At 66.5% G+C, this 13882-nt stretch carries 13 protein-coding genes; 1 reads left to right on the forward strand and 12 read right to left on the reverse strand.

Annotation, left to right across the window (positions count from 1 at the left end; genetic code table 11):
- The 9 genes from BLJ79_RS03205 to BLJ79_RS03245 form a co-directional block, all read right to left on the reverse strand.
- On the reverse strand, positions 1-562 hold a 562-nt coding region (locus BLJ79_RS03205; RefSeq protein WP_071213583.1), incomplete at its 3' end, for a superoxide dismutase.
- Positions 563-654: 92 nt separating this feature from the next.
- Positions 655-1635, reverse strand: coding sequence for a DNA-binding protein WhiA (whiA, locus tag BLJ79_RS03210; protein WP_071213264.1), 981 nt, complete (start codon positions 1633-1635; stop codon positions 655-657).
- A 10-nt stretch (positions 1636-1645) separates the two neighbouring features.
- Positions 1646-2686 (reverse strand): gluconeogenesis factor YvcK family protein, encoded by a 1041-nt coding sequence (locus BLJ79_RS03215; protein ID WP_071213265.1) that lies wholly within the window; start codon positions 2684-2686, stop codon positions 1646-1648.
- A gap of 6 nt (positions 2687-2692) precedes the next feature.
- Complete coding sequence (rapZ, locus tag BLJ79_RS03220; RefSeq protein ID WP_071213266.1) at positions 2693-3586, reverse strand: RNase adapter RapZ; 894 nt, start codon at positions 3584-3586, stop codon at positions 2693-2695.
- Positions 3587-3621: 35 nt separating this feature from the next.
- On the reverse strand, positions 3622-5583 hold the full coding sequence (gene uvrC / locus BLJ79_RS03225; RefSeq protein ID WP_071213267.1) for an excinuclease ABC subunit UvrC: 1962 nt from the start codon (positions 5581-5583) through the stop codon (positions 3622-3624).
- 14 nt (positions 5584-5597) lie between these two features.
- Positions 5598-6269: a lysophospholipid acyltransferase family protein gene (locus tag BLJ79_RS03230; protein ID WP_071213268.1), complete on the reverse strand. Its 672-nt coding sequence runs from the start codon at positions 6267-6269 to the stop codon at positions 5598-5600.
- Positions 6270-6989, reverse strand: a complete 720-nt coding sequence (locus tag BLJ79_RS03235) for an HAD hydrolase-like protein (RefSeq protein WP_071213269.1) — start codon at positions 6987-6989, stop codon at positions 6270-6272. It abuts the gene before it with no gap.
- A gap of 80 nt (positions 6990-7069) precedes the next feature.
- Positions 7070-9952, reverse strand: coding sequence for an excinuclease ABC subunit UvrA (uvrA, locus tag BLJ79_RS03240; RefSeq protein ID WP_139194695.1), 2883 nt, complete (start codon positions 9950-9952; stop codon positions 7070-7072).
- A gap of 62 nt (positions 9953-10014) precedes the next feature.
- Positions 10015-10398 carry a GntR family transcriptional regulator gene (locus BLJ79_RS03245; protein ID WP_083410976.1) on the reverse strand — a complete coding sequence of 128 codons (384 nt, stop codon included), beginning with the start codon at positions 10396-10398 and terminating at the stop codon, positions 10015-10017.
- Between the two features lie 86 nt (positions 10399-10484).
- Between BLJ79_RS03245 and BLJ79_RS03250 the strand changes: the two genes are divergently transcribed.
- Entirely contained in the window at positions 10485-11147 is a 663-nt protein-coding gene (locus tag BLJ79_RS03250; protein WP_071213271.1) for an MBL fold metallo-hydrolase, read from the forward strand.
- Here BLJ79_RS03250 and BLJ79_RS03255 read toward each other — a convergent pair whose 3' ends face one another.
- From BLJ79_RS03255 to BLJ79_RS03265, 3 genes are all read right to left on the reverse strand, one after another.
- Entirely contained in the window at positions 11148-12536 is a 1389-nt protein-coding gene (locus BLJ79_RS03255; protein WP_175475375.1) for an HNH endonuclease, read from the reverse strand.
- A 167-nt stretch (positions 12537-12703) separates the two neighbouring features.
- Positions 12704-13012 (reverse strand): hypothetical protein, encoded by a 309-nt coding sequence (locus BLJ79_RS03260; RefSeq protein ID WP_071213272.1) that lies wholly within the window; start codon positions 13010-13012, stop codon positions 12704-12706.
- A gap of 57 nt (positions 13013-13069) precedes the next feature.
- Positions 13070-13858 carry a trans-aconitate 2-methyltransferase gene (locus BLJ79_RS03265; RefSeq protein WP_071213273.1) on the reverse strand — a complete coding sequence of 263 codons (789 nt, stop codon included), beginning with the start codon at positions 13856-13858 and terminating at the stop codon, positions 13070-13072.
- Between the last annotated feature and the right edge of the window lie 24 nt (positions 13859-13882).

Here is a 13882-nt window from a genome sequence, read left to right on the forward strand (position 1 = left end):
CCCAGTTCACGATGTTCCAGAACGCCTTCACGTAGTCGGCCTTCACATTCACGTAATCCAGGTAGAACGCGTGCTCCCACATGTCCAGCATCAACAACGGGGTCGTCGCCACCGGCACGTTGCCCTGCTGGTCGTACAGCTGCTCGATGACCAGCTGGCCACCGAGCCCCTCAAAGCCCAGCAACGCCCAACCCGAGCCCTGCAGGCTCATCGCCGCCGCCGTGAAATGCGCACGGAACGCGTCGAACGAGCCAAAGGCGTCGTCGATCGCCGCGGCCAGCTCCCCCTCGGGCTTGTCCCCGCCCTCCGGGGACAGGTTGTTCCAGAAGATCGAGTGGTTGGTGTGCCCGCCCAGGTGGAACGCCAGGTCCTTGGACAACTTCGGCACATTCCCGAACTCGCCCTTCTCCCGCGCCTCGGCCAACTGCTCCAGGGCCGTGTTCGCCCCGGCCACATAGGCCGCGTGGTGCTTCGAGTGGTGCAGCTCCATGATCCGCGCCGAGATGTTCGGCTCCAGGGCCGCGTAGTCGTACTGCAGCTCGGGCAAGGTATAAATAGCCAAAATGACTCCTCATTCTCATCGGCACCCATCGAGAAGTGGATGCGTTCTTCTTCGTTACTGCATCTCCGCGCAACCGCGGAAAATCCTTGGGCTCAGTGTTCGAGCATATCCAGTGGAACGCTGGCCTCGGTGCCGGGTATTCCCAGTTCGGAGGCCCTTTTGTCGGCCATGGCCAGCAAGCGGCGGATCCGCCCGGCGATCGCGTCCTTGGTCATGGGCGGCTCGGCCATGCGTCCGAGCTCGTCCAGCGACGCCTGCTTGTGCGCCACGCGCAGCGCGCCGGCGTACTTGAGGTGCTCGGGGACCTCGTCGCCCAGGATCTCCAGGGCGCGTTCCACCCTGGCGCCGGCGGCGACGGCGGCCTGGGCCGAACGGCGCAGGTTCGCGTCGTCGAAGTTGGCCAGCCGGTTGGCGGTGGCACGCACTTCCTTGCGCATGCGTCGCTCTTCCCAGACCATCAAGGCGTCGTGGGCGCCCATGCGGGTGAGCAGCTGGGCGATCGCCTCCCCGTCGCGGATGACCACGCGGTCCACGCCGCGGACCTCGCGGGCCTTGGCGACCAGTCCCAGGCGCCTGGCGGCGCCGACCAGTGCCAGTGCGGATTCGGGGCCAGGGCAGGTGATTTCCAGTGCCGAGGAACGCCCGGGCTCGGTCAGCGAACCGTGCGAGAGGAAGGCGCCGCGCCACACGGCCTCGGCGTCGGCGGTGGAGCCGTTGACGATGACCGAGGGCAGCCCGCGCACCGGACGGCCGCGCCCGTCGAGCAGGCCAGTCTGGCGGGCCAGCGCCTCGCCGTCGCGGACCACGCGGACCACGTAGCGGTTGCCGCGGCGCAGCCCTCCCCCGGAAACCACGATGATTTCGGAGGTGTGGCCGTAGACCTCGGCGATGGCGGCACGAAGCCGCCGGGCGGTGGAGGCGAGGTCGACCTCGGCCTCGATGACGATGCGTCCGGAGATGATGTGCAGGCCGCCGCAGAATCGCAGCATGGTGGATACTTCTGCCTTGCGCTCGGAGGATCTCCGAATCTCAAGCCGGGACAGCTCGTCCTTGACGGAAGCCGTCAGTGCCATGGATTGTTTCCTAACTGCTGGGCTCGTCTGTGCTGAACGTGGTGAACACGTCGTGGTATGCGGCGGCAAGTCTCAAGGGGTCGTGGACTGCGCGTCCGGCACCAACCCCTACTTTACCGAAAAAGGTGCGGGCGCCTAGCCGGGCGGCGGCGTGGGTGAACGCCTCGTGGTCCGAAATCGTCGCCGGGTCGGCCAATACGGCGTCCAGGCGCAGGTCCGGGGCGTACTTGGCGATGACTTCCAGGTGCGCGGCGGCGTCCATCCCGCCGGTCTCGGCGGTGTCGGTGGAAAGGTTCATGGTCAGCAGCCGGCGCGCCGCGGTCTGCTGCAGGCCTTCGCGCATTTCCGGCAGCAGCAGGTGCGGCAGCACCGAGGTGTACCAGGAGCCCGGGCCGAGCACGACCCAGTCGGCCAGCTCGATGGCGTCCAGCGCCTCGGTGCAGGCCGCGGCGTCGGCCGGTTCCAGGCGCACGTTGGAGACCAGGGCGCTCTCGCCGGCCTCGGCGAGCTTCGCCTGGCCGGAGAGCCGGCGCTGCACCAGGCCGCTGCCGGCGTCTTCCTGCAGCACGTCCCCGGTGATGGTCAGCGGGGTGGTGCTCATGGGCAGCACCTGGCCGCGGGCCCCGAGCAGGGCCCCGGCCCAGCGCAGCCCCGCCACGGGGTCCTTGAGCAGTTCCCACAGGGCGACGATCAGCAGGTTGCCCACGGCGTGCTGGTCCAGCGCGGCGCTCGATCCGGGCTTCGAGGTGAAGCGGTGCTGCATGACATCGCGCCAGGTCCGGCCCCAGTCGGTGTCGTCGCACAGGGCGGCCAGCGCCATGCGCAGGTCCCCGGGGGGCAGCACGTCGAGCTCCTCGCGCAGGCGCCCGGAGGAGCCGCCGTCGTCGGCCACCGTGACGATGGCGGTCAGGTCGGTGGTCAGCCGGCGCAGCGCGGACAGCGAGGCCGAAAGTCCGTGGCCGCCGCCGAGCGCGACCACGCGCACGACCTTGTTCTCCCCGGAGGAGCGGGACGGTGGCTGGATGGGGATGGGGCCGGTGAAAAACGCCATGGCGGGCTACTCGCGCCCCAGGTCCCGGTGCGTGACGTTGACCCGCACATTGGGCAGCTGGGCCAGCCGGCGCCCGATTTCCTCGGCCGTGGCCACGGAGCGGTGCTTGCCGCCGGTGCAGCCCACCGCCAGGGTGGCGTAGTGCTTGTTTTCGCGGCGGTAGCCCTCGAAGACCGGCTCCAGGGCACCGATGTAGCGTTCGATGAATTCGGCAGCGCCCGTGGCCGACAGCACGTAGTCGGAGACCGCCTTGTCCTTGCCGGTGTGCGGGCGCAGCTCGGGGACCCAGTGCGGGTTGGGGATGAAGCGGACGTCGGCGACGTAGTTGGCGTCGGTGGGGACCCCGTACTTGAAGCCGAAGCTCATCACGTTCAGCCGCAGCACGATCGGGCCGGACTCGGAGAACAGCTCGGTGATCGAGCGGGCCAAGTCGTGCACCGACATCTCGGTGGTGTCCACGACGATCTCCGCTGCTTCCTTCAGCTCCCGGAGCACCTCGCGCTCGCGGTTGATGCCGTCGACGATGCGGTCGTCCTCCTGCAGCGGATGCGGGCGCCGGCCCTGTTCGAAGCGGCGGACCAGCAGGTCGTCGGCGGCGTCCAGGAAGAGCACGCGGTAGGCGACGCCGGCGCTGGTCAGTGCGTTGAGGTTCTCGCGCAACTGCGGGAACAGCGACTTGGAGCGCACGTCCATGACCACGGCGAGCTTCGGGATGGATCCTCCGGCGTGCGCCACGATCTCGGTGAGCATGCCCAGCAGCGTCGGGGGCAGGTTCTCCACCACATACCAGCCGTGGTCTTCCAGCGCGTGGGCAGCGGTGGTGCGCCCGGCGCCCGACATGCCGGTAATCACTAGAAGTTCGGACTCGGGTGGTTTCACTGGGGCAAGCTCGGTGGTCATGTTCCTAGCCTAGTCGCCCGCGGGTCCCGATTCGGTCAGTCCAGCACTTCACCTGTGGTCATGTTCACTGCCGGCGCATCCGCACCGGATGCGGCCAGCGCGTCGAACACCGTGGCGGCCAGTGCCGGGCCGATGCCCGGGACCTCCAGCAGCTGCTCCACCGTGGCGGCGCGCATCTTCTTCATCGAGCCGAAGTGCTTGCGCAGCGCCTCGCGTTTGGCCGGGCCCAGCCCGGGGATGGTGTCCAGCAGCGAGGTGGTCATCGAGGCCGAGCGCTTCTTGCGGTGGAAGGTGATGGCGAAGCGGTGCGCCTCGTCGCGGACCCGCTGGACCAGATAGAGGGCGTGGGAGGCCCGCGGCAGGATCACCGGGAACTCGTCGTCCGGCAGCCACAGCTCCTCCAGCCGCTTGGCCAGCCCGACCACGTACACGTCGTCGATGCCCAAATCGGCCAGGGCCCGGGAGGCGGCGGCGACCTGCGGGGGTCCGCCGTCGACGATGACCAGCGAGGGCGGGTAGGCGAAGCGGCGGGCGGGCATGCGCTCGGAGGCGTCGGCGATGTCGATTTCCCCGCTGATCATCGGCACGGTGTCTTCCATGTCCGCCAGGTAGTTCTTGAAGCGGCGGGAGATCACGTCGTACATCGAGGCGGTGTCGTCGCGCGCGGCCTCCCCGGTGATCGAGAACTTGCGGTAGTCGGCCTTCTTGGGCAGCCCGTCCTCGAAGACGACCATGGAGGCGACCACGTTGGTGCCCTGGGTGTGCGAGGCGTCGTAGCATTCGATGCGCAGCAGCGGGGCCGGCAGCCCCAGGGCGTCCTGGAGTTCCTGCAGCGAGGCCGAGCGGGTGGTCAGGTCACCGGCGCGGCGGGACTTGTGCAGGCGCAGCGACTGCTCCGCGTTTTCCCGCACGGTTTCGGCCAGCGTCGCCTTGTCCCCGCGCATCGCCACGCGCAGCGAGACGGCCGAACCGCGGCGCGTCTGCAGCCAGGCGGCGACGTCGTCGGCGTTTTCCGGCAGCACCGGGACCAGCACCTCGCGCGGGATCCTGTCGTCCCCGGCGGATTCGCCGTAGACCTGGGTGAGCATGTGCTCGATGAATTGTTCCGGGGTGGAGTCCTCGACCTTTTCCACGACCCAGCCGCGCTGGCCGCGGATGCGCCCGTTGCGCACGTGGAAGACCTGCACGGCGGCTTCGAGCTCGTCCTCGTGCACCGCGAAGATGTCGGCCTCGGTGTTTTCGGCCAGCACCACGGCGTTGCGCTCGAAGACCCGGCGCAGCGCGGCGATGTCGTCGCGGTACCTGGCGGCCTGCTCGTATTCGAGCGCGGCGACGGCGCCGGCCATCTTGGCCTCGAGCTCCTTGATGAAGCGGGTGCCCTCCCCGCCCATGAACTGGCACAAGTCGGCGGCGAGCTGCTTGTGGTCCTCGGGGCTGATGCGGCCCACGCAGGGGGCGGCGCACTTGTCGATGTAGCCCAGCAGGCAGGGCCGCCCGGAGGACTGGGCCCGGTTGAACACCCCGGCGGAGCAGCTGCGCACCGGGAAGACGCGCAGCAGCGTGTCCAGGGTTTCGCGGATGGCCTTGGCCGGGTAGAACGGGCCGAAGTACTTGGTGTCCTTGCGCTTGTCCCCGCGCATCACCAGCGCGCGCGGGTACTTCTCCCCCATGGTCACGGCCAGGTACGGGTAGGACTTGTCGTCGCGGAAGACGATGTTGAAGCGCGGGTTGTATTCCTTGATCCAGGTGTATTCCAGCTGCAGCGCCTCGAGCTCCGAGCCCACGACCGTCCACTCGACCGAGACGGCGGTGTGCACCATGGCGTGCGTCTTGGGGGTCAGCCCCGCGGGGTTGGCGAAGTAGGAGTTCAGCCGTTGGCGCAGCACCTTGGCCTTGCCGACGTAGATGACCCGGCCGACCTCGTCGCGGAAGCGGTAGACCCCGGGACGCGTAGGAATGTCCCCGGTGGCGGGGCGGTAGCTCTGGGGGTCTGCCACTTCTGCTGCTCCGGTTACTGGTCGCTGATGGGGGTCTGGTTGTAGGCGTCCACGCGCTCCTGGCCGGTGAGCTCCGCGATGGCATCGACGATCGCGTCGGTGGCAGCGCGGCGCTGCGGCAGCGGGTGCTTGCGGCCCAGGTGCTCGAATTGCAGCGGCTTGCCGAAGGCGAGGGTGAAGTGGTGCGGCTTGATGGTGTTCTTCCCGGCCGGCTGCAGGTTCTCGGTGCCGACCAGCCCGACCGGGACCACCGGGGCGCCGGTGGACAGCGCGAGCCAGCCCACGCCGGTGCGCCCGCGGTAGAGCTTGCCGTCGCGCGATCGGGTGCCCTCGGGGTAGATACCGATGCCGCCGCCGGTCTCCAGGATGTCGACCAGGGATTCCAGGGCCGCGACGGAGGCAGCCTGTTCCCCGCGCTGGACCGGGATCGAGCCCACGGATTCGAAGAAGGTCTTCATGGCCTTGCCCCTGAGGCCAGGGGTGGTGAAGTACTCGGCCTTGGCGAAGAACGCGACATCCCGCGGGGTCAGCGCCTGGATGATGATGGAATCCAGGAAGGAAAGGTGGTTGGAGGCTATGATGACCGGGCCGGTGCGGGGCACGTTTTCCAGTCCGGTGACGGTGGGGCGGCACAGCCCGGAAAGCAGCCCGCGGATCGAGGAGCGGGTCATGGTGTACAGGCTCATCTAGGCGCCGGCTCCCGTCGGGTTGGCGGCCAACAGGGATTCGCGCAGCGTTTCCTCGGCGGCGTTGCCCAGCAGCAGCCCGGCAAGCTCGGCCAGGTCCGCGGCGTGCGCCCCGGCACCGGCGGCCTCGAGCTCGCCGGCTTCGGCGAAGCCCCAGCCGGCGCCGATGGAGGCCATGTCGTTCTCGTGGGCGGCCTCGATGTCGTAGCGCCGGTCCCCCACCATCACGCACTGGGCGGGGTCCAGGTCGTGCTCGGCGATCGCCGCGGCCAGGATGTGGGTCTTGGAGGAGGAGGTGCCGTCGCCCTCGTCGTCGTTGCCGAAAACCCCGTCCAGCAGGGGCGTGATGCCCTGGACCTCGAGCAGGGCCCGGGCAATGTGGGTGGGCTTGGCGGTGGCGACCAGCACCGTGGTGCCGGAGGCACGCAGCGCGGCCAGGAGTTCGGGGACGCCGGGGTACGGACGTGATGCCGCCATGCCGGATTCGGCATATTGTGCACGGTAGGTGGCGATCAGCGAACCGATGGTCGAGGGGTCGACACCGTCGATGGTGGCCAGACCGATGGTCAGCGGGGGCCCGATGAGGGACAGGAGTTTTTCTTCACCCGGATCGGGGATCTGCGCCTGCGTCAACGCAAAGCGGATGCCCGAGGTGATAGCCCCGGCCGGATCCACAAGGGTTCCATCGAGGTCAAGCAGCACGGCGGAGGGAGCAATCATCACTGTCGTATTCTCGCATGAACTGGGCGCTTGTGCCGTACGCGCATGCCCGAAACGGCATACACGCACGGCGTTCGCAGCTAGCCCAGCAGCGGCGCGAGGAACCTTCCGGTGTAGCTGGCCTCGACCTTGGCGACCTGTTCGGGCGTGCCGACGGCAATGATCTCGCCGCCGCCGGAACCGCCCTCGGGGCCCAGGTCGATGACCCAGTCCGCGGACTTGATCACGTCGAGGTTGTGTTCGATGGTGATCACGGTGTTGCCCTTGTCCACCAGCCCCTGCAGGACCAGCAGGAGCTTGCGGATGTCCTCGAAATGCAGGCCGGTCGTGGGCTCGTCGAGCACATAGATGGAGCGTCCGTTGGAGCGTTTCTGCAGTTCCGCGGCGAGCTTCACGCGCTGTGCCTCGCCGCCCGAGAGCGTGGTGGAGGCCTGCCCGAGCCGGACGTAGCCCAACCCGACCTCCACCAGGGTGCGCAGGTGGCGGGCGATCGGGGTGAACGCGGCAAAGAACTCCGCACCCTCCTCGATGGGCATGTTCAGCACGTCTGCGATGGATTTGCCCTTGTAGTGGACCTCCAGGGTCTCGCGGTTGTAGCGCGCACCATGGCAAACCTCACACGGGACGTAGACGTCCGGAAGGAAGTTCATCTCGATCTTCAGCGTGCCGTCCCCCGAGCAGGATTCGCAGCGTCCGCCCTTGACGTTGAACGAGAAGCGGCCCGGCAGGTAGCCGCGGACCTTGGCCTCGTTGGTCTCGGCGAAGAGCTTGCGGATGTGGTCGAAGACCCCGGTGTAGGTTGCCGGATTGGAGCGCGGGGTGCGGCCGATGGGCGACTGGTCGACGTGGATGACCTTGTCCAGGTGTTCGAGGCCCTCGACGCGGGTGTGGCGTCCGGGGACCTGCTTGGCTCCGTTGAGCCGGTTGGCGAGCACCTTGTAGAGCACGTCGTTGACCAGCGTGGACTTTCCGGAGCCCGAGACGCCGGTGATGGCCGTGAGCACGCCGAGCGGGAAGCGGGCGGTGACGTCCACGAGGTTGTTTTCGCGGGCACCGATGACCTTGACTTCGCGCTTCTTGTCGATCTTGCGGCGCTTGGCCGGAATCTCGATCTTCCTGCGCCCGGAGAGGTAGTCGCCGGTGATGGAGCGGGTGTTGGCCTTCAGGCCCTCCAGGGACCCGGAGTGCACGACCTCGCCGCCGTGCTCCCCGGCGCCGGGTCCGATGTCGACGATCCAGTCGGCCTCGGCGATGGTGTCCTCGTCGTGTTCGACGACGATGAGCGTGTTACCCAGGGACCGCAGCCGGGTCAGGGTTTCGATGAGCCGGCGGTTGTCGCGCTGGTGCAGCCCGATGGAGGGCTCGTCGAGCACGTAGAGCACCCCGACCAGTCCGGAGCCGATCTGCGTGGCCAGACGGATGCGCTGGGCCTCGCCGCCCGAAAGCGTGCCGGCGGCACGTTCCAGGTTCAGGTACTCCAGTCCGACGTCCAGCAGGAAGCGCAGGCGGGCCTGGATTTCCTTCAGGACCTGGTTCGCGATCTGGGCCTCGCGTCCGGTGAGGACGAGGTTTTCGAGGAACTCCGAGCATTCGCGCATCGGCATGGCCGAGACCTCGGCAATGGATTTGTCGTTGATCAGCACGGACAGCGAGGCGGAGTTCAGGCGTGCGCCGTTGCATTCCGGGCACGGGATCTGCCGCATGTATTCCTCGTACCGGTCTCGGGCGTTGTCCGATTCGGTTTCCAGGTGCTTGCGGTGGATGTACTGGACGACGCCCTCGAAGCCGGTGGAGTACTTGCGCTCTCGGCCGAAGCGGTTCTTGTACTGCACCACGACCTTGTGGTCCTTGCCGTGCAGGATGGCCTGGCGGGCGACGGCGGGCAGCTTGTTCCAGGGGGTTTCCAGCGTGAAGTCCAGCTCCGCGCCCAGTCCCCCGAGCAGGCGGTTCCAGTATTCGGTGGTGGCCGTGCCCAGCGACCACGGCGCGATGGCACCCTGGCCCAGGGGCATTTCCACGTCGGGAATGATCAGGTCCTCGTCGACCTCCAGGCGTGTGCCGATGCCGCTGCAGGCGGGGCAGGCGCCGAAGGGGTTGTTGAAGGAGAACGAGCGCGGTTCGATTTCATCGATGGCCAGCGGGTGCTCGTTGGGGCAGGCAAGGTTCTCGGAGAAGGCACGCACCCGGCCCTCGTCTTCCGGGTCGAGGTCGACGAAGTCGATCAGGACCCGGCCCTCGGCGAGGTTCAGTGCGGTTTCGATGGAGTCGGTCAGGCGCTGGCTCACGGTGTCGTTGATGGCCAGGCGGTCGACCACGACCTCGATGGTGTGCTTGAACTGCTTGCCGAGCTTTGGCGGGTCGGAAAGCTGGATCGTTTCCCCGTCGACCCGGGCGCGGGAATAGCCCTTGGAGCCGAGCTCCTTGAAGAGGTCCACGAATTCGCCCTTGCGGCCGCGCACGACGGGTGCAAGGACCTGGAAGCGGGTCTTGGGTTCGAGCTCGAGCAGCTGGTCCACGATCTGCTGCGGGGTTTGCTTGGTGACGGCTTCGCCGCACACCGGGCAGTAGGGGCGGCCCACGCGTGCCCAGAGCAGTCGCATGTAGTCGTAGATCTCGGTGATGGTCCCCACGGTGGACCGGGGGTTCTTCGAGGTCGACTTCTGGTCGATCGACACCGCGGGAGAGAGCCCCTCGATGAAGTCGACGTCCGGCTTGTCCACCTGCCCCAGGAACTGGCGGGCATAGGCCGAGAGGGATTCGACGTAGCGTCGCTGCCCTTCGGCGAAGATGGTGTCGAAAGCCAGGGACGACTTTCCGGAGCCGGAAAGGCCGGTGAACACGATCATGGCGTCACGGGGCAAATCCAGGTCGACGTTGCGTAGGTTGTGTTCGCGCGCGCCCTTCACCACCAGGCGGGTCAGGTCGTGCGGACGGAGGGTTTCAGGGGAGCGGGAAGTAGCCACCAGATCATGCTAATCGAAAACTGGTTCGAATGGAGCGAACTTGTGAGCAACAAGACGCAGGTCTATCCAACTTGCGAAGTGAACGCCGCCCGGACGTAGCCGATGGCTGCTTTCTCCGAGATCCCCCAGCGTGTCGCAACGGCCGCAAGCTCGGAGGCGGCGTCGGCAACGGCGACCGCGCCTTCATCTTCCGCCGCTTGGACGATGGTGCCGTGGCGGCCCCGGGTCACGACGACACCGGTGGCCTCCAATTCCTTGTAGACCTTCGCCGCCGTGTTGACCGCGAGACCGAGTTGTTCGGCGAGCGCCCGGACCGAGGGCAGTTTCGTTCCGGCCTTGAGTCGTCCCTTCGAGATCGCGACGAGTATCTGCTGCCTGACTTGCTGGTAGGGAGCGGTTTTGTCCGTGCTGTCGAGAGCGATGAATGCCAGCGGATTGCTGTCCACGTGTGCCGTCCTTTGTTGGTGCCGGGGGGCGGTGCTTGCGCTTCAGCCTATCGCGCCGGATTCGGCGTTCCACATAGGATGTTGCAATGAGTGAAACCTTCCTTGACCTCACTGACGTGACCATCCGATCCGTGAGCGTTTCCGAAATGTCCAACAACATCTACCTCGTGACGTCCAAGGGCGATGGCTCCCAGTTGCTGATCGATGCGGCCGACGATGTGGCGGCCATCGAGGGATTGGTTGACTCCGCTGCTTCGGATGCCAACGTCCCTACGCAGCTTGCGGGCATTGCCACGACCCACCAGCATTGGGACCACATCCGGGCGCTGGCAGAGTATGCCGGCAAGACCGGGGTGAAGACCTACGCGGGTGCCGAGGACGTGGACGGCATTGCTGCCGGCGCCAACGTCGTCATTGATGTTCCGCTGAAGCATGGCGACACGATATCGGTTGGCCAAGTGGTCCTGGAGTGCGTGCACCTTCGTGGGCACACCCCGGGCTCGATTGCCTATGTGTTGCGGGACAGCGGTGGAACCACGGTGATCTTCAGCGGGGATTCCTTGTTCCCCGGTGGAGTGGGAAACACGGGGAACGATCCGCAGCGTTTTACCTCGTTGCTTGACGACGTGGAGACGCGGCTCTTTGGAGCGTACCCGGATGAGGCTTTGGTTCTCACGGGTCACGGGTCATCAACGACATTGGGCGCGGAGCGGCCGAGCCTGGACGAATGGCGCAACAGGGGCTGGTAGTCAGGGTTCCTTTGGGGACCCCGGAGGTGATTCCGGGGTCCCCGGCAGGGGCGGCGCCATGGCTCGATACATCTGTCCACCGGGGGTGGTGATCAGGATGCTATGCCGCTGTCCCCGGATGAGGTGTTCTTCCCAGCCTTCGGTCTCTTTCACCTGGTTGCAGCAGACGCAGCGTCCGTCCAGGTTAATTTCGGTGGTTGTCCCGCCCCTGCGCACCTGGTAGACGTGGTCGATGTGGCGAATCGGGGCATCGCAATACGGTGTTCGGCAGAATTGGTCGCGTATCTCGATGAGATCCCTGAGTTTGGGCGGCACACTGCGGGATTCGGAGTCCATGGCCAAGAGTTCGCCCGTCGTGGGCGCCGTATACACGCGGCGCATCCAGACGTCGACCTCGCTTTCTTCTTCCGAAGAAGTTCGGTCACCGGCAATGAGCCACCGGGCATGGGCTGCAGAGATGGTTCCGTAGCCATACAAGTGCGCAGGTTCACTGTCTCCCGCCAGCAGCGTGCGGTCGGTCATGTTCAGGTGAACCAGCAGCGAGGGCCGCAGCCCGTTTGCGTGCCCGGTGATTCCCGAGACCAGCGCGTCGGCCATGGTCTGGTCGTCGGTGCGGCGATCCTCGCTGGAGCGGAGTTTGGAAGCCGCGGCCCGCAGCGCCTGCTTCACCGCAACTCCCTGCGCCGCGGTGAGAAGTGCGTTCAGTCGCATCATCCCATCGGGTGTCGGGGTCAGCGTCACGCGGCGCTTGACCATGGCATCTGCCTGTTTGTTCGCTTCGACCCGGCCGTCGTAGGCAAGGGCTTCCTTGTCGATGCGCGATGCCAGTTGCTTGGTGCCCACGCCTTCGAGGGCGCCTCGCTCGCCCGCCATGTTCCGGTCGATTTGTCGGCGAACGTCGGCATGCATGTCACTGGTCTTGCTCACCATAAGCATGGCGCGCTCTTCGGTGAGCTCACCGCGCTCCAGTGCGTTGAAGGTGTAGGGCATTTGCTCGATCATGGCCCGCGAGTAGTTCACGAAGCGGGGCCCCAGGTGTTGGGCCTCCTTGCGCGCCAGGGCGACTTCAGCGCCGGTGCCACGCGCCGGGTTCTGCTGGTATAGGCCTTCTTCACGGTGCCTGGCAATGATGTCCTGCTCCAGGGCGTATGCTTCCTTGGCCTGGGCCGCACAGAGGGCGGCTTTCGCGCGCTCCATCGCTGAGATTCGAGCGCCCCGCACCTGCTCACCCACGGTCTGCGGCAAGTGGGTCACGGCCTCGGCCATGCCGTTGATGAAATCGACGTAGCCGTCGCCGGGCCCTTCCGCTGCAGAGCGCTGCTTGGGAGGCCTGCGCAGATCCGAGGGGATGTGGCGATGGCCAAGGAGGATTTCCCCGGCTTCCTCCACGGTGAGGGATCTCGGGTTCGAATCGTATTCCTGGGAATCTTCGAACATACTTACTATTTTACGCCCGGATCGCAGGTTTGTGAAGGTTCCGGCGAGCGCAATCCATCATAAAAAGCCTAGTCAAAGTGCGGTAAGAAAATACTTTCGAAAAATCGTGCTCGTAGTGGCTAATGGAACTTGATGCCCTGGGATTCGCAGGCCTTCTTGAACGCGTCCTTGTCTGTGATTTCGGGGGCCCCGGCGGCATCGGTGTCGACCGCGGTGCGGATTTGTTCGGTGGAAGCCTTGGAACCGTGCTCGGCCGCCTTCTTCATGTTGGTTGCGCCGAGGTTTCCCGTATCCGCGTATCCGCTGCCGAAGTGGATGCAGGCGGTGTTCCCCTGCTGGTCGTTCAGGCGAAAGTCTTCGGCTGACGGCCCGGAGCAGGCGGCGAGCATCAAGGTGGCAGCGGCAAGAACCGGCAAAAGCTTCTTCATGTTCCCAAGCCTAGGAGAGCGGCATCCCACCTGGGAATCTGGTTGCCTTGGGGAAGGTTAGCGCTTGCGACCCACCATGAAGATACGCCGGAACGGGAACAAGGTCAGGGAGCCCCCGCGGGCGTCCGCGAAGGAGGGGTACGCCTGGGATACCAAACGGGCATACTCGGCCTCGAACGCGGCCGCATCTGTTTCCGAAAGCCTGGCAAGCACCGGACGCAGCGCCGTCCCGCGCACCCATTCCAGGACCGGGTCCGGCCCGCTGAGGATCTGCCCGTACGTCGTTTCCCAGACATCGGATTCGAATCCGGCCGCCAGCAGGATCTTCAGGTAGTCGGCGGGCTCCCCCACCGCGTCGTCCTGCCGCAGGACCCCGGCCAGCTGCGGGGCCCAACGCTCCGAGTTGGCCAGCTCCCGCATCAAAGTATGGGAAGGGGAGCCGAAGTTGCCCGGCACCTGGGCCGCAAACCAGGCCCCGGGGGCCAATGCCCCCAGCCACTTGGCGATGAGCTGCCGATGTTCGGGGATCCATTGCAGCATCGCGTTGGAGACCAGCACGTCGGTGTCGGGGGCCGGCATCCAGGTGCTCGCATCCGTCATGGCGAAGGACAGGTTGGCCGCGTGTTGCTTGGCCCGCGCCTGCTCGATCATTTCCTCCGAGGAGTCCAACCCGGTCACCCGGGCATCGGGCCAGCGCTCGGCCAGCGAATGGGTCAGGGGTCCCGGACCGCACCCCATATCCACCACGAGCTGCGGCGTCGCGGCGGTGATACGGGCCGTCAGATCGTAAAACGGACGGTCGCGATGGTCTGCAAACTGCACGTACTTGTTCGGGTCCCATTTCATAACCACAGCGTAAGCGGAAAGCCC

Origin of the sequence: Arthrobacter sp. UCD-GKA (assembly GCF_001863355.1) — a bacterium.
Classification (GTDB): domain Bacteria; phylum Actinomycetota; class Actinomycetes; order Actinomycetales; family Micrococcaceae; genus Paeniglutamicibacter.